16 protein-coding genes are annotated in these 19,908 nt (G+C 41.4%); 8 read left to right on the forward strand and 8 right to left on the reverse strand.

All coding sequences use genetic code 11. From position 1 onward, the window contains the following. The first annotated feature begins 38 nt into the window (after positions 1-38). Together AC1HJP_RS01085 and AC1HJP_RS01090 are read left to right on the forward strand one after the other, a co-directional pair. A complete protein-coding gene (locus AC1HJP_RS01085; RefSeq protein WP_480359772.1) occupies positions 39-1,457 on the forward strand; it encodes a mannose-1-phosphate guanylyltransferase/mannose-6-phosphate isomerase in 1,419 nt (472 codons plus the stop codon). Positions 1,458-1,502: 45 nt separating this feature from the next. Further along, positions 1,503-2,951 carry a phosphomannomutase gene (locus AC1HJP_RS01090; protein ID WP_480359773.1) on the forward strand — a complete coding sequence of 483 codons (1,449 nt, stop codon included), beginning with the start codon at positions 1,503-1,505 and terminating at the stop codon, positions 2,949-2,951. A gap of 32 nt (positions 2,952-2,983) precedes the next feature. Here the strand turns inward: AC1HJP_RS01090 and AC1HJP_RS01095 are convergent, their stop codons facing one another. Both AC1HJP_RS01095 and AC1HJP_RS01100 read right to left on the reverse strand, forming a co-directional pair. Further along, positions 2,984-3,310 (reverse strand): hypothetical protein, encoded by a 327-nt coding sequence (locus tag AC1HJP_RS01095; protein WP_480359774.1) that lies wholly within the window; start codon positions 3,308-3,310, stop codon positions 2,984-2,986. 148 nt (positions 3,311-3,458) lie between these two features. After that, entirely contained in the window at positions 3,459-4,169 is a 711-nt protein-coding gene (locus tag AC1HJP_RS01100) for a DUF4097 family beta strand repeat-containing protein (protein WP_480359775.1), read from the reverse strand. Between the two features lie 209 nt (positions 4,170-4,378). On the opposite strand from AC1HJP_RS01100, the gene AC1HJP_RS01105 reads away from it, so the two are divergent. Together AC1HJP_RS01105 and AC1HJP_RS01110 are read left to right on the forward strand one after the other, a co-directional pair. Beyond that, a complete protein-coding gene (locus AC1HJP_RS01105; RefSeq protein ID WP_421963953.1) occupies positions 4,379-4,810 on the forward strand; it encodes a DUF3293 domain-containing protein in 432 nt (143 codons plus the stop codon). Positions 4,811-4,936: 126 nt separating this feature from the next. After that, positions 4,937-6,064: a hypothetical protein gene (locus AC1HJP_RS01110; RefSeq protein WP_480359777.1), complete on the forward strand. Its 1,128-nt coding sequence runs from the start codon at positions 4,937-4,939 to the stop codon at positions 6,062-6,064. A 96-nt stretch (positions 6,065-6,160) separates the two neighbouring features. Here AC1HJP_RS01110 and AC1HJP_RS01115 read toward each other — a convergent pair whose 3' ends face one another. From AC1HJP_RS01115 to AC1HJP_RS01125, 3 genes are all read right to left on the reverse strand, one after another. Then, complete coding sequence (locus AC1HJP_RS01115) at positions 6,161-9,388, reverse strand: EAL domain-containing protein (RefSeq protein WP_480359778.1); 3,228 nt, start codon at positions 9,386-9,388, stop codon at positions 6,161-6,163. Next, on the reverse strand, positions 9,375-10,310 hold the full coding sequence (locus AC1HJP_RS01120) for a cytochrome-c peroxidase (protein WP_480359779.1): 936 nt from the start codon (positions 10,308-10,310) through the stop codon (positions 9,375-9,377). The genes AC1HJP_RS01115 and AC1HJP_RS01120 overlap by 14 nt, the downstream gene beginning before the upstream one ends. Before the next feature lie 324 nt (positions 10,311-10,634). Next, complete coding sequence (locus AC1HJP_RS01125) at positions 10,635-11,255, reverse strand: arylesterase (RefSeq protein WP_480359780.1); 621 nt, start codon at positions 11,253-11,255, stop codon at positions 10,635-10,637. Between AC1HJP_RS01125 and AC1HJP_RS01130 the strand changes: the two genes are divergently transcribed. The 3 genes from AC1HJP_RS01130 to AC1HJP_RS01140 are packed head-to-tail and all read left to right on the forward strand — an operon-like array spanning position 11,254 to position 14,845. Then, entirely contained in the window at positions 11,254-11,967 is a 714-nt protein-coding gene (locus tag AC1HJP_RS01130; protein ID WP_480359781.1) for an ABC transporter ATP-binding protein, read from the forward strand. The genes AC1HJP_RS01125 and AC1HJP_RS01130 overlap by 2 nt on opposite strands. After that, a complete protein-coding gene (locus tag AC1HJP_RS01135; RefSeq protein ID WP_480359782.1) occupies positions 11,957-14,458 on the forward strand; it encodes an ABC transporter permease in 2,502 nt (833 codons plus the stop codon). The genes AC1HJP_RS01130 and AC1HJP_RS01135 overlap by 11 nt, the downstream gene beginning before the upstream one ends. Before the next feature lie 36 nt (positions 14,459-14,494). Continuing rightward, on the forward strand, positions 14,495-14,845 hold the full coding sequence (locus AC1HJP_RS01140; protein ID WP_480359783.1) for a VOC family protein: 351 nt from the start codon (positions 14,495-14,497) through the stop codon (positions 14,843-14,845). 97 nt (positions 14,846-14,942) lie between these two features. Here AC1HJP_RS01140 and AC1HJP_RS01145 read toward each other — a convergent pair whose 3' ends face one another. Together AC1HJP_RS01145 and AC1HJP_RS01150 are read right to left on the reverse strand one after the other, a co-directional pair. Further along, a complete protein-coding gene (locus AC1HJP_RS01145) occupies positions 14,943-15,674 on the reverse strand; it encodes an oxygen-binding di-iron domain-containing protein (RefSeq protein ID WP_480359784.1) in 732 nt (243 codons plus the stop codon). Beyond that, positions 15,671-16,288, reverse strand: a complete 618-nt coding sequence (locus AC1HJP_RS01150; RefSeq protein ID WP_480359785.1) for a chemotaxis protein — start codon at positions 16,286-16,288, stop codon at positions 15,671-15,673. The genes AC1HJP_RS01145 and AC1HJP_RS01150 overlap by 4 nt, the downstream gene beginning before the upstream one ends. A gap of 400 nt (positions 16,289-16,688) precedes the next feature. Here AC1HJP_RS01150 and AC1HJP_RS01155 point away from each other — a divergent pair, with 400 nt between their 5' ends. Continuing rightward, positions 16,689-19,592 carry a sensor domain-containing protein gene (locus tag AC1HJP_RS01155; protein WP_480359786.1) on the forward strand — a complete coding sequence of 968 codons (2,904 nt, stop codon included), beginning with the start codon at positions 16,689-16,691 and terminating at the stop codon, positions 19,590-19,592. 22 nt (positions 19,593-19,614) lie between these two features. Here the strand turns inward: AC1HJP_RS01155 and AC1HJP_RS01160 are convergent, their stop codons facing one another. Next, on the reverse strand, positions 19,615-19,890 hold the full coding sequence (locus AC1HJP_RS01160; protein WP_480359787.1) for an Rdx family protein: 276 nt from the start codon (positions 19,888-19,890) through the stop codon (positions 19,615-19,617). Positions 19,891-19,908 lie beyond the last annotated feature (18 nt).

The following is a 19,908-nucleotide window of genomic DNA, read 5'->3' on the forward strand; positions in this document are numbered from 1 at the left end:
TGGCTATGTGAACCTCATCTAAAAGCCAAGTCCATACTATGATCGTACCCGTTGTTATTGCTGGTGGCTCAGGCACCCGTTTGTGGCCTTTGTCTCGCACTCATTATCCAAAGCAATTTCTTGCACTGACTGGCAAGCAGTCTTTGTTGCAACAAACTTTGCAGCGATTAAAAGGCCTAGCTCATGATCCCGCGATTATTATTTGTAATGAAGCGCATAGATTTTTAACCGCTGAGCAAGTGCGATTAAGTGAGATACCACATTTTCCTATTATCTTAGAGCCAGAGGGCCGCAATACAGCGCCAGCGATTGCATTGGCTGCGTTTAAAGCATTAGAAACTAATCCTGATGCGACTTTGTTAGTGATGCCTGCCGATCATGATATTGGCGATGTTGAACTGTTTTTAAATGCGATAACACTGGCCACAGAGAGTGCGGGAGAGGGGAAGTTAGTCACCTTTGGTATCGAACCTACCTCTGCGCATACTGGCTATGGTTACATCCAGAAAGGCCAGCCTTTGGAAAGGGGCTTTACAGTTAACCAATTTACGGAAAAGCCCGATGAAGTAACCGCAAAGGGGTATGTTGAATCAGGCCAGTTTGTATGGAATAGCGGTATTTTCATGTTTAAAGCCCAAGTATATTTAAACATGCTAAAGCGTTTTAACCATGACATATTTGAAGCTTGTTTTAACGCCATGCAAAAGCAACAAGATGATTTAGATTTTACGCGTGTTGATGCCTCAGCCTTTCTAGCTTGCCCAAGTGATTCAATAGATTATGCGATCATGGAGCCTTTAACAGCACAACAAAATGATGCTGTGGTGATGATACCCATGGCAGCTAAATGGAGCGATGTAGGCAGTTTCGATGCGCTTTGGCAGCTACTTGATAAAGATGATGAGCAAAATGCAATTGGTGGTGATGTGATCGCAATCGACACGCAAGATAGCCTGTTGCTTAGTGAAAATAAACTATTAGCCACGGTTGGTGTAAAAGACGTGGTGGTAGTACAAACCAAAGATGCAGTGTTAATAGCAGATAAGAATAATACTCAAGCGATAAAACAAGTGGTTGCTCAGCTAGAACAAAAATCTCGAGCTGAGATTCATCAACACCGTGAAGTCTTCCGTCCTTGGGGAAAATTTGATGCCATTGACGAAGGCGAGCGTTTTTTGGTGAAGCGGATCACAGTAAATCCTGGTGCACGTTTATCAATGCAAATGCATCACCACAGAGCGGAGCATTGGGTGGTGGTAAGTGGCACAGCTAAAGTCACAATAAATAACAAAGTTCAGTATGTGACCGAAAACCAGTCTGTATATATACCTATTACAGCTGTTCATAGCCTTGAAAACCCAGGTAAAACAGCTTTAGAGCTGATAGAAGTTCAGTCGGGTAGCTATTTAGATGAGAGTGATATTGTTCGTTTTGAAGATGATTATGGGCGTGAATAAAACGCCATTTCTCAATAGAAAAATTATTAATAGGCACCATAAAAAGTGAATGTCTCAAAGCTAATTCAAAATACTTCCATTAAGTTTGGCACCAGTGGGGCACGTGGTTTAGTTGAAGATTTTTCGCAAAATGTGTGTGTTGCGTTCGCAATGGCTTTTATTGAACATGGTAAACGTTGCGGTAAATTAAGCGATGACAACCTGTGTATCGCTATTGGTATTGATAATCGTCCGAGTAGCTACGCGATGGCCCAAGGTGTTGCTGCGGGTCTAATAGCATTGGGTCTAGATTATAAATTTCATGGGGTCTTACCTACACCTGCTTTGGCCTATGCCGCAATGCAGAGAGGGGAGGCGTGTATCATGGTAACAGGCAGTCATATTCCATTTGACCGAAATGGTTTGAAGTTTTATTACCCAGAAGGCGAGATCAGCAAGTTTGATGAGCAAGGTATTTTAAGTCAATACATCGAGCTTCCTGATGAACTTAGTGTGCCAGAGTTAATTGAGTGTGAGTCAGCTACAAATACCTATATTAATCGTTATTTAAATTACTTTTCTGAGCTGAATTTAACAGATAAGCGAATAGGCGTTTATACCCATTCAAGTGCAGGTCGAGATCTATACCTCAGATTACTCCAGCAATTGGGTGCAACCGTTGTTGAGCTTGGCAGAAGCGATATCTTTGTGCCAATCGACACCGAAGCGGTAAGTAAAGAAGATCAGCAAATGGCCCAAATCTGGGCTAGTGAACTCAATCTAGATGCCATTATTTCTACTGATGGTGATGGCGACAGACCTCTTGTGGCGGATGAGTGTGGTAATTGGCTTAGAGGCGATGTACTCGGTTTAATTGTTAGTCAATTTTTAAAGATAGAAGCTCTAAGCGTGCCCATTAATTGCAATTCAGCGATTGAGTTGAGTGGCTGTTTTCAGCAAGTGGCGAGAACAAAAATAGGCTCTCCGTTTGTTATTGAGGCATTTGTACAATTACAAAAGCTGCACGAAACAGTTGCAGGGTTTGAAGCTAACGGCGGGTATTTACTTGCAAGTGATATTGATGAAGACGGTAATTTATTATCTGCGCTGCCAACCCGAGATGCCTTATTACCTATTTTAGTTGTTTTAGCTCAATTAGCTAAGCAGCCAATATCTAAAATGATGTCGGGTTTACCAAAACGCTTTACAGCCAGTGGCAAAGTAGAACATGTGCCTTCTCATATTGGGCTTGCTTTCTTAAACGCGCTAAAAAGCGATAAAGAACGTTTACTTGCCGAATTGGATATTTCACATCGTGTTATGGAATTCGATAATACTGACGGTACTCGATTTATGCTGAGTAACAAAGACATAGTACATTTTCGCTGTTCAGGCAATGCACCTGAAATGCGCTGTTATATTGAGTCTGACTCTGAAAAAAGAGCCGAAACATTAATGAATTGCTTAAAAAACAAATTGAGTTATTTAACTGAACAGGCAGCAACAACGAAGTGACATTCACTTTGCTACACTGTCTACAAAAAGTGCTAAACCGTACTGATAAGTTGAAATACAACTGGGGTTTGAGCTGCTAAAACCAGTACCGAAGAATAAAATATAGCTTTAATCGCATTTTTTAGGCCACGATATTCAATTAATAATTGCGAGATAATTAAACTTGCTAATGGTAGTGCAAGGGTACTGCCGATCACAAATGCGAGCTTTTCATTTGCTTGTAGGTTAAATCTATCAAAGTCAGCCATAAACAACGATGTAATGTAAGCGGTTAATGCCATACAAATAATAGATATAACAACCATTAAGATTTGCTTTATTGACACTGATTTTTGGCGTACTTCAATGATAACTTCCATGCTTGCTCCTTGTATCGCTGATATATTTAATTGTTTGTTATTGGCCATCAGTCAATGTGACGGATGGCCAGACTATTCATATCAATCCTCAAAACAGCTCACTTAATTAAGAGGGTTGGTATAAGAGAGTTGGTGCTAAGTTTATTGGTTACTCGTCAATCTCAACTTTGCCCTTGATGTTCTTTATTTGCAAACCGCCTGAACCTGAGTCTTCAATGACTAAAGCACCAGCACCATTTACACTGATACTGCCTGAGCCGTCGTCAATGGTGACTGTGCCTAACACTTCATTAGCATAAATATCGCCGCTGCCATCATCAACTTTCAGGTCGCCCTGCGTGTTGTTTACGGTAATGCTGCCTGAGCCATCTTCAATCTCGATATGCTTACCACCTGAGATTTCTATGCTGCCAGAACCATCGTCGATTTCAATGTCACCACTCACTTGTTTGATATCAATACTGCCAGAACCGTCGTCAATGATCAGACCCAAGCTACTCGGTACTGTAATAGTTAGATTAATTTTAGGTCCTGGGCTATTTACTTGCCAATTATTTGAATTACTTGCTCTTGCAACCAGCTCGGCTTTGCTGCCTTTGTTTTCTAGTGTGAGTGTGAAGTCATCAGCGCTGTAAGCAAAAATCTCTGCATCTACGGTAATGTCAGTGGCGCTGTCACTACCAACAATTGATAAATTACCTGCGCCAGCTTCTGTTTCTAATAGTTTTAGGTTTGCGGCACTTAGAGTGAGTTGTTGATTATCAAAATACTTAGGTGCGCTGCCCGGGCCATTTTTAACATGAACAATACAACCACTTAATAAAATTGCTGCGCTTAAAGGTAAAAGGGTTTTTAGCATCTTAATTCCTACATGTGCTTTTTTGTTATTATAGTTAAAGCAATATAGTGACCAATTTGCAAGTGTTTGATTTGTAATGAATTGTAAGTTTTCGTGTAAAGCGTGATTTTCAATTTAGCGAAAAGTTAGCTTTTTTCCTCACTATATTAGTCAGTTAGCTAAACTGAATAATCAACTAGGGCTTAAGTTAACTCGTTTAAGGAGATAGCATGATCGAAGAAACACTCTGGCAAATTTATCAGCACAGTTACTTCCAAAGCACTTGTCGAGTTATGCCTTGTCAGACAATAACAAGTTATAGAGCTGGCGCGATCATCAGCGTATGGAACCCTCATGGGCAGAATTTAACTTTGGCGCATAATAAACGACTCGAAAGATCGGCGATGCGTTACCTCCGCGACCAAAACGTTGCTTACAAAAGGTTGTGGGGCGGTAATAAGGATATGAGCTATCGCGAGTTAAGCATATTTGTTCCTTGCTCGTTGCAGCAGGCGCAGCATTTATCTGTCCATTTTAAGCAATTAGCATTTTATTATGTCAGCGCTCGAGGGCGAGTGAGTTTGCATTGCTCGAAGCAAACTAAGCCTATGTGTTTTGTAAGCAAACACCTAAAAAAGCGCTGGATTGCTAGTCATGCTTGAATATCTCAATTCTAAATGATCATCTAAACCAACTTACTTTACTAACGTGTTAGTTGCTGAATAATTTTTTGTGGTGACTTTGTTGGTTTTTTGTTATTTTTTTTATTGTGATATAAGGATATATTAATGAAATTACCAATCTACTTTCTAGTCTTACTTTTTTGCTTTTTTGATAAAGCACATGCCCGTATTAACTATGAATCAGTTATTTGTGATGACTGTAGCTACACTGAAGCAAAGTCAATTGCAAGGCGTTATAAATATCAGCCAGAGCTTGAGTGTTTTGTTGAGTCTGTAGGTACATCGGATGAGCAGCAGTGCCGATCATCAACAACTAAGTTAGTGGTTTATGATCTCCATCAAGAACAGTTTTATGGCTTCCACATTGGTTATACCAATCAAGGTCGGCCTTTTCATGAGATGTCTGTTGAAATCAGAGAAATGCAGCAAATCCCAGCTCAAATAAAGTGGATGCTGAGTAACACCGGAAATGGCTATAAGATTATGACTAATGTCACTCGTGATCTTAGAGCTAACTTTGACCTTAATTCTCTTATAAAAAAGCAATCTCGTAACTCATTTTCGATGTTTAATCAGCAAAGAGTCGAAAATGATATATTGCTTATGGCTACAGACTGTTCTGATAGTCCAGAAAGTCAGGCTATGGAACTAGCTCATAACCTTATCGCGATGAGTAATATAATGATGCATGCGAATGATAAAGCCAGTAATGATGGTAATTTTAAAAATTCGTACCAAGGTACTCGTATAATAGGTGCAAACTTTCAAGTTGCTTTAGATGGTTTTGGGGTAGATGGAACGGTCGAGTATTTTGATGAAACTAAGAATGTGATCACTGACTTTACGATAGGTCATTCATGGCACCTTGGAGGTGCAGCCAGAAATAATGTGGTGTTTAAGCTTGTAATGGTTGAGGGCTCAATAGATGTAAGCACTGACGAGAGACGTTCTCATATAGGTGGGATTCCATTGCATCTAATTAAACACAGTGGCTCCTCCATTGGAGCATTCAAAGCAAGTGACATCTCACCTTGTTTAGCTGATGCTATAGATAGACAGTTCCAAAAGACGGTATCATCTGGCAGTAACCCAGGAAGTGGCGCTGCGCCAAGTTGGCGTAATATACCTCTCAACTCTAGAGGTGGAGGGAGCTTGCAAAGGGAAAAATGTAAACACACATATTACGACTTAAACGGAAATCTATTGTTTTCTTTTGAGGGCCCCTGTCCTTAAAAAATGTGACTAGCAAAGTAGTAAAGTCACTTTTACTGCTTTGCTTTTTCCTACGTTATCTGTTTTTTCAAATTCAAATTATCTATCTACAGTTATTTATATTACAAAATCACATTGGCTATCTATCAACTTACTTTTCTTGCAACAAAAACGACAAATGTGTTCATTTACCCAAGTTTGTAGCGCTTCTATCGGCAGCGGCTTAGCGTAAAAATAACCTTGTACGTATTGCCCGCCTAAGTCGTTAAGGCTCTTCAATTGCACCTTGTTTTCGACACCTTCAGCAATGACTTTAAGGTTTAAACTGTCAGCCATTGAGACAATCGCTTTAACCAGAACTGCGGAGTCTTCACTGGCAGTCAGATCTGAAATGAAACTGCGGTCGATTTTGATGGTGTTTATCGGGAAGCGGCGAAGATAGCTAAGCGATGAATAACCAGTGCCAAAGTCGTCAATAGCAAGCTGTGCTCCTGTAGCTCTTAAGTCTTGTAGCCAATTCATCACGGCTTGATCGTTATCGAGTAAGATACTTTCGGTTATTTCTAAATTTAATAAGTTAGCATTAAATTGCGTATCTTTGAGAATCGTTGAGAGTATTTCAGCATTAAACCCTAAGCGATATTGTTGACTCGAGACATTCACTGACAGCATACACTGGCAGTTACAATTTAAATTCAGTGACTGAATATCTGAGCAAGCTTGTTTTATGAGCCACTCGCCCATTTCACTGATGAGCCCGCTTTCTTCAGCTACAGGAATAAATTCTGCCGGAGAAATAAAGCTACCATCACTAAGCTGCCAGCGCATCAACGCTTCAACACCATACAAAGATGCACTTTGGGTGTCGACAATTGGTTGATAGAAAAGGCTTAACTCTTGATTCTTAATGGCATTACGGAGTTTGTGCTCTAATTCAACACGGCGATTAACTTGCTGCTGCATGCTTTTTGCGAAAAAGTGGAACTGGTTACGGCCGTTTTCTTTGGCTTTGTACATGGCTAAATCAGCCAGCCTGAGTAACTCTTTGGCATTGTCTGCGTCTTCAGGCAGCAAAGTGATCCCTATGCTCGCCCCTGAGAATATTTCAAAGCCATGGATCATAAAGGGTTTAGATAGCTCACTGATAATCTTTTGCGCCACGGTCGTGCAGTGCTCTATTGATGCGATGTTATTGAGTAAGATGACAAACTCGTCGCCACCAAATCGTGACACCGTATCGCTTTTGCGTACGATTTGAGTTAATCGTGCTGAGACCTCAATTAACAGCGCATCGCCTGCCTCATGGCCCATGGTATCGTTGATGCGCTTGAAGCGGTCCAAATCAATAAATAATAGTGCGCTCAGTTGTTTATAACGTTCGCTGTACAGCAAACTTTGTGAAATACGCTCTAGTAGTAAACTGCGATTAGGCAGGCCTGTTAAGGCATCGTAGTAGGCTTGATACTGGATCTTTTCTTCTTGTGTTTTACGTTCAGTAATATCAGAAATCACCGCAATGTATTGTTGAACATTACCTGCTTCATCTCGCACCACACTAATTGATAGCCATTCAGGATAAAGAGAACCATCTTTGCGTTTATTCCAAATCTCAGAAGCCCATTGGTCTTGCTCTTTGAGAGTCTGCCACATTTTCTCGTAAAAAGTTTTACCGTGTTTACCAGAGCTGAGTATTGACGGTTTTTTGCCTAATACATCGGCTGCACTGTAACCCGTGATGCGTGTGAAAGCTGGGTTAATGGCTGTGATTTCGAGCTCGCTATTGGTGGTCATTATCCCTTCTTGGGTGGCATTAAACACAGCAGCTGCTGTTTTTAATTTGGCATGGGCGTGCTTTTGCTCGGTGATGTCTTCTTTCACAGCAATATAGTGTGTGACCTCGCCTTGCTGGTCTTTTATCGCTGAGATCCTTGCTTGCTCCCAATAGTGTTCGCCATTTTTTTTCTGGTTATGGAATTCACCGCGCCATTGCCCTTTTTCTTTTAACTCTAACCAAAGCGCTCTATAGTCAGTTGTGGTCACTTGTGATCTTAAGATCCTTGGGGTTTTGCCTTGCACTTCTTCTAATTGATAACCCGTAATACGCTCAAATTTTGGGTTCACATATTCAATTTTGCCACGGGTGTCGGTAATAACGATAGATACTGGGCTTTGCTCTATGGCATGGCCCCACTTTTTTAAGGTCGCTTCAGCGTGTTTAAATGAGGTGACATCGACACTTACGCAAGCCATTGCGCCATCATGTGCTTGGTTTAGTGTGGTTCTGATCCACTTGCCAGCCAAGCTGCAATGTAGAGTTTGATTATGTGATTCAATTTGATTAATTAGTTGATTGCTTTGTAATGTTTGCCATTGCTTAAGTGTTTTTGGGGCATTATCTGGGTCTATTTCATGATGATTAAACCAACTAGTGTTCGAAAGCACCAACTGGTTATTTTTATCAAACAGCGCAAATCCTTCTTCAATGGACGTGAGCGCCTCTTTGAGTAACTTGCCAGATCTAAAAGCACTAAATCGAGCATGGTTTAAACGCCTGTAAATAATGATCAGGGCGAGCAACAGCGCTGCACTGAGTATTAAAGTCAGTTGACGATTTTCTTTGCTGTTTTGAAGTTTCTCTAAGTGATACTGATTGTAGCTACTATTGAGTGCGTTAAAAGCGGGTTTACTGGGGGTTGCGACAAAGGCGTTGTACAGGTTTTTTAAATCGTGTTGTTGTACTAGCTGAACCTGTAAGTGTTGTTTTAAGTTTTTAATTAATGGGCTTTGCTCTCTATCGCCAATAACTTCTAGTTTGCTTTGTATTTCGGCCAGTTTTACTTCATCAGCATAAAAGTTATACGACAACACATCGCTATATAATTGCTGGGCAATCACTGCGTCTTTGCTGCCTTGGAGTTGTAACTCTTTATTCAACTGAGGTAAGTAAAGTAAGGTGTTGCGCATCAAAGAGGCAGCCGTTTTTATGCGCTCTAGTTGCAGCATTTTGTCATCAATGAGTGCAAAGTAATGCGATATTTTTTGCTGCAAGTCTGAGGTTGTCGTTGCAAAAGGCGAGTGCTGAGAGTTAACAAGAGACTTAAGGCTATCAAGTTTTTTCGCCAGCGTGACAAGCTCATCATATTCTGGCATATCTGCGGCAATGATTTTTAACGCAAACTGATTGAGCTGTGCATCAACGGCATTACTTGAGAATAAAAACTGAACTCTGTTTTGATGCGCTTTATTGTCATCCTGCGCACTACTGATTAGTGCATAAGCGACCCAAATCAGCATAAAAAATATGGCTAAGTTAATTATTTTACTCAGAAAATTACTCTGCTTCATAAGGACTCGTTAATTCCGGATGCTGACCGACTAGGCTAGTTAAAAAAGCACGAATTGATTGAATATCTTGCTCAGGAATAGCACGGCCCAATTGATACTTAGCCATTACCCGAATGGCATCACTGAGATCATTTTGACTGCCGTCGTGGAAAAAGTGTGTTTGTAAACTGCTCAGTCTGAGGCTGGGCACTTTAAAAACATGTTTATCATAAGGGTTCTTTGTCACCATATAGCGACCTAAGTCTGTTTCGGTGATTTCTCCGCCACGGTCTTGAAAGTAATCGCCAAAATGGCCAATTTTTGAAAACATGTTGCCACCGACATTTCTACCTTGATGGCAGCTAATGCAGCCATAGCGCTTAAATAGTTGATAACCTTGCTTCGTTTTACTATCAATGGCGTTCTGATCGCCTTGTAACCAACGATCAAAAGGTGCATTAGTTGTCACTAAAGATTGTTCAAACTCAGCAATGGCATGTTGAATGTTTTGTTGACTGATGGGGGAGTGATAAATTCGCTTGAACTTTGCCGCGAGCTCTTTATCTGCCGACAGCTTTGCGATGACCTTAGCCCAAGTCGTGCCATGCTCCTTCGGATTCGTAATTGGTGCATCGACTTGATCAAATAAATCAATTCGCGCGCCACTCCAAGTCTGTCGAATGTTAAAGGCTGCATTATACACAGTAGGCGTTTTAGCTGTGGTTTTCTGGCCATCTACGCCATCAGAAAACGCCTTGTTGTCAGCGCCATTGGTTGTCAGCTGGTGGCAGCTTGCACAGCTAACTTCATTATTTTTAGAGAGGCGTTCGTCAAAAAACAGGGCTCTACCCAAAGCTATTTTTTCTTTATTTAAATGGGAAGGCGTCACAATAGGTGTAATTGGCTCTTTGGCAAATGACAGGTTAAAAAATAAAACAGACATTAAAACTACAAACGACCGAGTTAAAGTCATAACGAGCTACTTCTCACAAATAATCTAAGTGAAAATTAGCACTGGTTGGGTTGCGGGTTTTTGATGTGGGTTAATAAAAATGAAAAATGATGAGGCACAACGCTCAAGTTGGATTAAATTAATGATTTAGCATTGATTCTGGGCGTTTTCATACCGAGTGAACCTGAATGTGGGTTTTTAAGCTGTTGCACTGAGCAGGAAATAGGAGGCTAAATTTATGCTATTTCATTGTGCAACAGCTAATATACCAACCCTCAAAATTGATCGCTTATTTAAGAGGGTTGTAATATTTGGCTATTTACCAAGCCAAGTATTTAATTCACGATACATAAAATTACGAATAATCGGCTGTGCCTCGGCATTCGGGTGAAGGTTATCCTGCATCATCAATGACTTATCTGTTGCGATTTCAACCATAAAATACGGCATTAGATAGCTGTCTGTTGCGTCAGTGACCTTTTTGTAGGTGTCTGCAAACATCTTGGTGTATCTAGGCCCTAAATTAGGTGGAATTTGAATGGCCATCACTGCGACTTTGGCACCCGCCGCTTGGCTTTTCTCAACAAGAGTGGTGAGGTTTTTACGAAGAATTTTCACTGGAAAGCCGCGAATACCATCGTTACCGCCTAGTTCAACTAATACATGAGTCGGCTTGTGGGCCTGTAACCATGCATCTATTTTCAAAATCGCATTATCGGTTGTTTGGCCGCTAATGGCGGTGTTGATGATTTCGATATCACTTTGTTCTTCTTTATATTTATTTTGTAACAAATAAACCCATGCTTGCTCTTGTTCAAGCCCATAACCAGCGCTTAAGCTATCACCAATGATCATGATCTTGTCTTTTGCAAAACTCGTAGAAGAAATAACAAAAAATGCAAAAAATACAGCTAACTTAAGGAATTCTCGTAACATGTCGGTACTTTCTCAGTTGAATATTATAAATGTCGAGGGACTCAGCAAACGCGTAAACACCCTTGAAGGTGAGCTTACTATCCTTAGTGATATCAATTTTGCTGTCAAGCCCGGTGAGTCAGTTGCGATTGTTGGCGCGTCGGGTTCAGGTAAGTCTACCTTACTTAGTTTGTTGGCCGGTCTTGATGTTGCCAGTAGCGGTGATGTGCATTTGGACGGTGAAGCATTAAGTAAGCTAGACGAGGAGCAAAGAGCAAGAATTCGTGCCGAAAAAGTCGGCTTTGTCTTTCAATCTTTCATGTTAGTACAGAGCTTAACGGCGCTTGAGAATGTGATGTTACCCGCTGAGCTTGCAGGCGATCACAGTGCCAATGAGCAAGCCGTCGAATTACTCAAAAAAGTAGGATTAGAGCACCGTCTAGGCCATTATCCATCGCAGTTGTCTGGTGGTGAGCAGCAGCGTGTCGCCATCGCAAGAGCTTTTATTGGCACCCCGAAAATTCTCTTTGCAGATGAGCCATCGGCTAATTTAGATACTAAGAACGGTCATATTATTGAAAACCTCTTGTTCGATTTAAATAAACAAAATGGTACAACGCTTATTCTTGTCACCCATGATGAGCAATTGGCTCAGCAGTGTGATCGTATCATTCATATCGAAGGCGGTATGTTGGAGCAAATTCGAGAAGGAGTGACTGCGAATGTGGGTTAAATTAGCGTTTAAGTTATTCTCTCGAGAATTTCGACGCGGTGAACTGAGCATTATTTTTGCGGCGATTGCGCTTGCAGTGCTGACAGTATTTAGTTTGGCATCGGTGACGGAGCGTATCGGTTTAAACATAGAGCAAAAAACCGCAGATTTTATTGCTGCTGATCGCCGTCTTTCAAGCAACCATGAATTTGAACCAATCGTACAAAAAACAGCAGAAGAGTTTGGCTTAGAAACAGCAGAAATGCTGTTTTTCGATTCTATGTTGTTTGCTAATGACGAGCTGGTGCTTGGCTCTGTAAAAGCGGTTTCAAGTGCTTATCCGCTCAAAGGCCAAGTCGAGTTAAAAGGTAATTTAGAAGGGCAAAGCTACCCTATTCGTGGCGCGCCAGAGCCGGGTACTCTATGGTTAAGTGAAGGCTTGTTTTACAGCATGGGCTTAAAAGTGGGTGATACCGTTGAGCTTGGTGCAGGTGAATTTACTGTGGCTAAAGTGCTCATGAGTGAACCAGATGCGCCTTTGTTTTCTTTGGCGGGTAACAAGCGCGTCTTGCTGAACTATGTTGATATCGAAAGAACACAAGCGGTACAGCCGGGAAGCCGTGTATTCCACCGTTTATTATTTTCAGGTTCAGAACAAGCTTTAACTGATTACTATGCTTGGTTAAAACCGCAACTAAAACCGAATCAAAGTTGGCAGGGTATCAAAGATAGGCAATCGCCACTTGGCGAGAATTTAGCCCGTGCAGAACGTTTCTTATTATTGGCTGGTTTATTTGGGATTATGCTAGCAGCAGTGGCTATGGCTGTTTCAGCCAAGCGTTATTGTGAGCGCCAATACGACCCGGTAGCTATGATGAAAACCTTAGGTGGTAGCCGTGCAACAGTGCGCAAAATCTTTCTTACTCACTTAACTTTGGTGACGTTATTCTCAATTGTGATAGGTCTGGTTATTGGCTCTGTGCTGCAAAGTGTTGCTGCAGATTATCTGGCCAATTTTATGGACACCACATTGCCAGAAGCAGGGGCTAAGCCTTGGTTATTAGCGGTATTTATAGGTCTTGTATGTGCTTTGATGTTCTCGCTTAAGCCGCTATTAGATTTGTTCGATATTCCGCCACTGCGTGTTTTACGTCGTAATTTAGGCGATAGCCTTGCGTTGAGTAAAGTGCATATTGGTGTGTCGATTTTGACGATTTTCGTCTTAATGTGGCTGTTCAGCGGTCAAATTATCACAACACTTGTGCTGTTTGCATCTACTCTACTGGTGATTGGCGTGTTGTTTGGTATTTCTCGCTTAATCTTTGCTGCAGGTCGTAAGCTCGGTCTTCGCCCAGGTTCTAGCTGGTCGCTTGCAATTGCAACACTGCAGAAACGTGCCAACACCAATGCGGTGCAGTTGATCACCTTTGCACTTGCTATCAAGCTGATGCTGTTTTTAGTGGTGCTGAAAAACGACATGATCTCAGATTGGCAAATGCAGGTGCCAGAAGATGCGCCAAATATGTTCTTAATCAATATTGCCGAAGACGAGATCTCGCCGATTAAGCAATACTTCGACGAAAATCAAATCTCGCATGAAGCGTTTTTCCCAGTATTTAATGCGCGTGTAAACGCGGTAAATGGTGAAGAGTTTGCACGTCGTGTGTCTAAGCAAGAAGGTGAAGAGCAAGACGAGAATGCCCGTCAAGGGGTTAACCGTGAGCCTAACTTAACGTGGTTAGACGAAGTGCCTGAAGGTAATGAAATCGTAGAGGGTGAGTGGTTTAGCGACTCAGAGCGCCTAGAAGTCTCTGTATTCGATGGCTGGAAAGAGCGTCTTCATTTAAAACTGGGTGATGAAATTGAGTTTTTAATTAATGAACAAAAATTCACAGCAACAGTTACTAGTTTTAGAACCGTAGATTGGGGCACGCTCAAGCCAAACTTTGTGATGATTTTAAGCCCTAATTTTGCGGGTAAAATTCCAGTCACTTACTTCAGTGCAGCTAAACTTGAAGCGCAACATACCAAAGGTATTAGTAAGCTTTTACAGCAGTACCCAACAATCAGCATGATTGATATTAAAAATCGTATTCAACAGGCACAATCGATGATATCTCAAGTGTCATTAGCGATTGGCTTTGTGCTTATGATTGTGTTGTTTAGTGGGGCACTTGTGCTTATCTCTCAAGTCCAAGCAAGTCTTGCTGAGCGTATGCAAGAAGTCGTGATATTAAGAACTCTCGGTGCTAAAGGCAGTTTAATTAAACTAGCGACACTGTATGAGTTTTTATTGCTTGGTGCGATAGCTGGCGTGGTTGCTGCACTGGTAAGCGATGTTGCTTTGCTTGTTATTCAGCAGCAGCTATTTGGTGTTGATGGCCGTTTACACCCTTATATTTGGATTTTAGGACCGTTAGCAGGTGCGAGCTTTGTGGCATTCATCGGTTATTTTATGGTGGCAAAAACCATGCGTCAGAATACCCAAAAACTGCTACGTTCATTGGCTTAAGTTGTAAGTTACTTGATTTATTAAAGGAATTGAAAGATGGAACATCATGCTATTAATTACGTTGAGTTTGCGGCAAAGGATTTAGGTAGTACCGAGGCGTTTTTCCATCGTGTCTTTGGTTGGGATTTTACCCCTTATGGCCCTGAATATGTTGCTTTTAGTGGTTCAGGTTTAGAGGGCGGTTTCTATCAAGCTGACAAGATGGCGAATGTTAATTCTGGTAGTGCACTGGTGGTGATATACAGTGAAGACCTAGAGCGCAGCTTGGAGGAAGTGCAAAAGGCGGGCGGGACAATTTGCCAAGACATTTTTACTTTTCCCGGTGGGCGACGCTTTCACTTTTTAGAGCCCAGTGGTAATGAGCTGGCAATTTGGTCTGATAAGTAACTAAACCATTCATTCACGATTCTATTAATTGTTTTAATTAAAAAACCCAAACGTGATGTTTGGGTTTTTTTCTTTAAAGTGTTGTATGACTGAGCTTCTAAGAAGCGATACCTACGTCTAATTTAGCAAACCACTCCAAAAACTCTTGTACAGCTTCACCCTTAAAAATGCGACCATGCTGCGGTGCCATCATTTCGATATCGAGTTCTTTTACTCGCGCAATCCAATTGTTTTTGGCGCTATTAGATGGCATCCAACGACGATGGAAGTATTCCATATGTTTTACATGTGCAGCAAAGTCCTCGACAAACATAGGGACTTCACCATGCTCTAAAGAGGCGCCAATATCACCACTCATCAGTATTTTTGCTTGCGGGTCATAAACGTTAAAGTTACCTGATGAATGCAAGTAGTGAGCGGGCACAAATTTTAAGGTTGCAGAACCAACTCTGACTTCACCACCTTCATCTTTAATTGGTACGTATTCAATGTTTTCCATTCCAAAGTGGCGTATAAAGCCCTCCCATAACCAAGGGGCATGAAGCTTGGCATTGGGAATGGTTTTATCCCAAAGTCCCAATGACGAGATAATGTCAGGGTCTTGGTGAGAGGCAAACAAGGTAGTAACGTGTTCAAGGTCAACATGCTTGAGTATACTTGCCAGCATAGGGGAGAATAGCTCTACGCCGCCGGGATCAAGAATGATGGCTTCTTGTGCGCTTTTTATTAGGTATTGGTTGGTATCGATGATTTTTTCAGGTTTGCTTTCATCTCGCCCCATGACTATCCATGTATGACTCGCACTTGAGTATAGTTCGGTTGATTTCAACGCATCACTCCTCTTAATTTTGAAATTTCACTGAGGTTGTCAGTCACAGCTGCTTTAATTCTTTTTGCAGCACTGGCTATAAAGTCAGAAACCCCTTGCAGGCTTTCGCTGAAATCCCCTGCATTTGAGGCTTCTACACGGCTCGTAACTGCAATGTATTCGGCACTTCGCATTTGTTTTTGTATGTCTTCAAAGTAGCTTTCTAGATTAAAAATTGCGTGCTCTAAGGCTTTAGATTTCACTATTAGGTCATCACACCCTGTTGAGAGCAGTGAGTCTAAGGTTTTATCGCTAGAGGCGCTCTTTGCTTTTTGAATATGGTTTATGAAGTTACTGCATCGAACCACGGCAAGTGCCAAGGTAAAAAGCTGATTAGATAGGGTCGAGATCTCGGCTGTCGTTTTGATGGTTTGATCTGAAAACTCATCAATAAAATTGGTAATGGGCTTAAAACCAAACGCCGAATCGCCAGCACGTAGCGCAACAACACGTGCATTCTTAGCGGTGAGTGATAGGTTTTTTGCCTCGGTCAAGATGATATCTAAGTTGGCAATGATATTGGCAACCCGGATAAAATTTCCAACAGCATCAGTTGATTGAGCAGCTTTAAGCATTATTTCGCTCTGATGAATATTTTTATTGAGCATAGATAATAAATTCAGAAGTTGCTAGGGCGTGTTGAACTTTGATGTATGTTTTTGCAGCAGTGAGTTGGGTATTTAGGCAAGGCAGAGGCTGCGTAGCATAGTACTCTATGTAAGTCAGCTGATAACGCCGAATTAATGCCCAACTCGTGCTGCTCAAAGAGTTCAACCAAAGGTTTCCACTACTTTGTCATTCGCCACTTACATAACCCGTTATGCTACGTAGCTCATTTCGCGTATTGAAAGCCTTTGATTTGAACAAAATCCTTACCACAAAGTTAAACACGCCCTAAGTTGGTTTAAGCTTTTATTATAGTTGCTAAGTTACCTTGATTATTTGAGCTTCATCATAAACACTTAAAGTTGGTCAATGTTGATTTGGGAAGAATGGATGCATCGCAACAACATGGTATTAACAGTTCTTATTGTGTTTATTGCTTACTTTAGTTCAGCTTTACTGGGTGAAACCTTTGCTCTAGCTGATCCTATCTCTCCAAGCTTAATCATCTTGGCAGATGTTGTCTGCTTGTTAATTGCTCATCGTTTTTGGCAAGGCTTAAACCGTTTTATTTTTCCAGCATTAGCGACTTTGCTTAGCGGTAGCATGTGGCTATTGTCTCTGCCTCAATCACTCATTATCAATGTGGTATTTCATCTTTTGATCGTGGGACAGGTTTATTTCCTGGCTGGAAAAATTCGCCACTATAAAATAAAGAGTGTCGGATTGAAGCGACTTGCGCTCGCATACTTTATTGGTGTGGTGTCGTTTGTTAGTGTAGCGTTAGCTTTATCTCATGGAAGCGCTTATTTTATCGGTATGGAGCCAGAGGTAGAACATTTACTACAAACCTTCTCGATATTGCTATTTGCATCACACGCTTTGTCTCATGATGAAGAGCAAGGGGGCCAAGTATTTTCTAGGTCTTGGTTGCTAGCATGTGCAGCTTGTTTAGCGACAATGCCGATAGCTTTGTTTTCTTTAAGTAGTTTTTTCATGGTGAATTTGCTGCTCTTTATTGCCAGTCGTTTGCTGTTAAACGGCAAACAGTTTGCTTCGCTAAATGTGGTGTTGGCGATGCAATTTTCTTCGATGATAGTTCTATCGGAACACGCCCAGCAAATCTCGCCTTTAGGTATAAATGGCAGTGTTGAATTGCTTTTTGCAGTATGTACATCTTTATTTTTGTTGACTGTTTTATTGGAGCATGCACGTTTTCAGCATAGTTTCGAGTACAGTCAGGTAATGTTAGTCACCATTGATGAACAAGGGCAAATTGTTCATGCAAGCAAGGGGTTTTTAGATGCCATGCAATGTGATTTCGAAGGCTTACAAGGGCGTTATCTGAGCGAGTATCTGAGCGAAGAAAATGCCAGTGATTTACTTAAATGTGGTGCACAAGGGCAGTCACATTTTTATTTACCAGAAGTGAAACTAACGACCTTCTCAAAACGCAAACTGTCATTAAGCCTATTTGCAGATGTGGTAGATGATAAAGACACACATACGCAAACAATTATTTCATTTCAGGATATCTCTGACAAGTTGATGCTAACCCAAGCGCTGTCTGAAGAAAAGGAGCTGTTAGAAGTCACCTTAAGCTCTATCGGTGATGGTGTTATCTGTACCGACAAATCTAGCCGCATTACCTATATGAACCCCGTTGCAGAAGCGGTTTTGGCGAAATTAACTAAAGAAGTGAAGGGTAAGCCATTTTCTGAGGTTATGCCTTTATTCAATGAGGAAACCTTGGAGCCCATTGATCAAGTGACAGATCATTGTATGAGGCAGCGTGCGACTTTAGGCTTGCCTGAGCTCACTTGCATTAAGAATCACTTGGGCTTGGTGTTTGCTATTCAAGACTCTATCTCACCAATTTATAGTAAATCAGGTGAAATCATTGGCTCTGTCATGGTGTTTCAAGATGTAACAGAGTCTCGAATGATGAGCAGAAAAATGAATCATCTGGCTCATCATGATGCTTTAACGGGCTTACCAAATCGTTTGTTATTACAAGATAGGCTGGCACAAGCTTGTAAGCGAGCAGATAGAAATCAACATGCTTTTGCTGTTATTTTTATTGATCTTGATAAATTCAAAAATATTAATGATTCTTTAGGTCATGATGCTGGTGACTTGCTGTTACAAGAGGTTGCGCACCGGCTAAACAGAGGTTTAAGAAGTTGCGATACCGTGGCGCGTATGGGCGGCGATGAATTTGTTATTTTAGTCGACAGCATTAAAGAGCGCGCGCATATCCATACAGTGATTGAGAAAGTACTGCTGACTTGTAGCGGGGAGTACGAGCTAAAAGGTATTCAACTGAATGTGACCTTGAGTGCTGGGATTGCTGTTTATCCTGATGATGGTACTAATTCTGAAATGTTGATGAAGCATGCTGATACGGCCATGTACAGAGCTAAAAAGGTCAATAAAAGTAATTACCAGTTTTACAATTCCCAGCTAGACAAAGAGGTCGAACAACGTATAGAACGAGAAGCTGAGCTGGTTCAGGGTCTCAAACATGGTCAGTTCGAGCCTTACTTTCAGGCTATCGTCAATGCGAAGAGTTTTGCACTGGAGAAGCTAGAAATGCTCGCTCGCTGGCAAACTCAGGAAAAATTAAAAGGGCCCCATGAGTTTATAAATATTGCTGAAGAAGCTGGCCTGATGAATAAGGTGACTTTGCAATTACTAGAAAAAGCCATGACGTCGTTAGTGCGCTGGATAACAACATCGGTGAGTTTGCAGCTCAGTATTAATCTAACGGCGGAGCAGCTATTAGATAATGACTTTTTGCGTGACTTTGAGCTTTTGCTAGATAAATATCAAATACCCCCTAAAAATATTGAATTAGAAATCACTGAAACTTCATTGATAGCGAATTTAGAGGACATGAGACATTCACTAGAAGTGCTTCAAGACAAAGGGTTTAGTATCGCCATTGATGACTTTGGCACAGGATATTCTAGTCTAACTTACCTTAAACATTTGAAATTTAACACACTGAAAATTGATAAAAAGTTTGTTGATGATCTTAATTTTGAAAGCGAAGATGATGACCTAGCTGTGGTGATCATCAATATGGCGAAAAGTTTAGGGGTAAGTACCGTTGCTGAAGGGGTTGAGTATTGCGGGCAAGCAAAGCGATTAGCTGATGCGGGTTGTTCCCAACTCCAAGGGTATTGTTTTGCCAAGCCTATGCCCATAGATGCCATTAGTAATATGGTCGAGCTGGGCACAGTGATGAGTCAAATACACAGAAAGATGACTTAATTAGGCTGAGCTTAAGCCTATGCTATTTATCTATATGCCCTAAGTCTCTATTTGGATCGAGTTTGTCTCGGACACGACGTTTTAGCTCTTTTGCCTCGGGGAAACCGCCATCTTGTTTTCTACACCAAATTAACTCGTCATCGTAGTAAATTTCAAACACGCCTTTTGAAGCCGGGGCCAGTGCTACCTGTTGTAAGTCATCAGCAAATGTTGAGAGTAGCTCTTGGGCAAGCCACCCGCTCCGCAGGAGCCACTGGCACAAAACACAGTAATGAATAGTAATGGTCGGTTTTTTCATTGTTTTTTAGCGTAAATT

This window comes from Pseudoalteromonas sp. NFXS53 (assembly GCF_056629255.1).

What these genes read in the sequence shown, in the direction of transcription:
- AC1HJP_RS01085 (WP_480359772.1), top strand. Translation starts at nt 39, where the DNA reads ATGATCGTACCCGTTGTTATTGCTGGTGGCTCAGGCACCCGTTTGTGG.
- AC1HJP_RS01095 (WP_480359774.1), bottom strand. Translation starts at nt 3,310, where the DNA reads ATGGAAGTTATCATTGAAGTACGCCAAAAATCAGTGTCAATAAAGCAA.
- AC1HJP_RS01100 (WP_480359775.1), bottom strand. Translation starts at nt 4,169, where the DNA reads ATGCTAAAAACCCTTTTACCTTTAAGCGCAGCAATTTTATTAAGTGGT.
- AC1HJP_RS01105 (WP_421963953.1), top strand. Translation starts at nt 4,379, where the DNA reads ATGATCGAAGAAACACTCTGGCAAATTTATCAGCACAGTTACTTCCAA.
- AC1HJP_RS01110 (WP_480359777.1), top strand. Translation starts at nt 4,937, where the DNA reads ATGAAATTACCAATCTACTTTCTAGTCTTACTTTTTTGCTTTTTTGAT.
- AC1HJP_RS01115 (WP_480359778.1), bottom strand. Translation starts at nt 9,388, where the DNA reads ATGAAGCAGAGTAATTTTCTGAGTAAAATAATTAACTTAGCCATATTT.
- AC1HJP_RS01120 (WP_480359779.1), bottom strand. Translation starts at nt 10,310, where the DNA reads ATGTCTGTTTTATTTTTTAACCTGTCATTTGCCAAAGAGCCAATTACA.
- AC1HJP_RS01130 (WP_480359781.1), top strand. Translation starts at nt 11,254, where the DNA reads ATGTCGGTACTTTCTCAGTTGAATATTATAAATGTCGAGGGACTCAGC.
- AC1HJP_RS01125 (WP_480359780.1), bottom strand. Translation starts at nt 11,255, where the DNA reads ATGTTACGAGAATTCCTTAAGTTAGCTGTATTTTTTGCATTTTTTGTT.
- AC1HJP_RS01135 (WP_480359782.1), top strand. Translation starts at nt 11,957, where the DNA reads ATGTGGGTTAAATTAGCGTTTAAGTTATTCTCTCGAGAATTTCGACGC.
- AC1HJP_RS01140 (WP_480359783.1), top strand. Translation starts at nt 14,495, where the DNA reads ATGGAACATCATGCTATTAATTACGTTGAGTTTGCGGCAAAGGATTTA.
- AC1HJP_RS01150 (WP_480359785.1), bottom strand. Translation starts at nt 16,288, where the DNA reads ATGCTTAAAGCTGCTCAATCAACTGATGCTGTTGGAAATTTTATCCGG.
- AC1HJP_RS01155 (WP_480359786.1), top strand. Translation starts at nt 16,689, where the DNA reads ATGTTGATTTGGGAAGAATGGATGCATCGCAACAACATGGTATTAACA.
- AC1HJP_RS01160 (WP_480359787.1), bottom strand. Translation starts at nt 19,890, where the DNA reads ATGAAAAAACCGACCATTACTATTCATTACTGTGTTTTGTGCCAGTGG.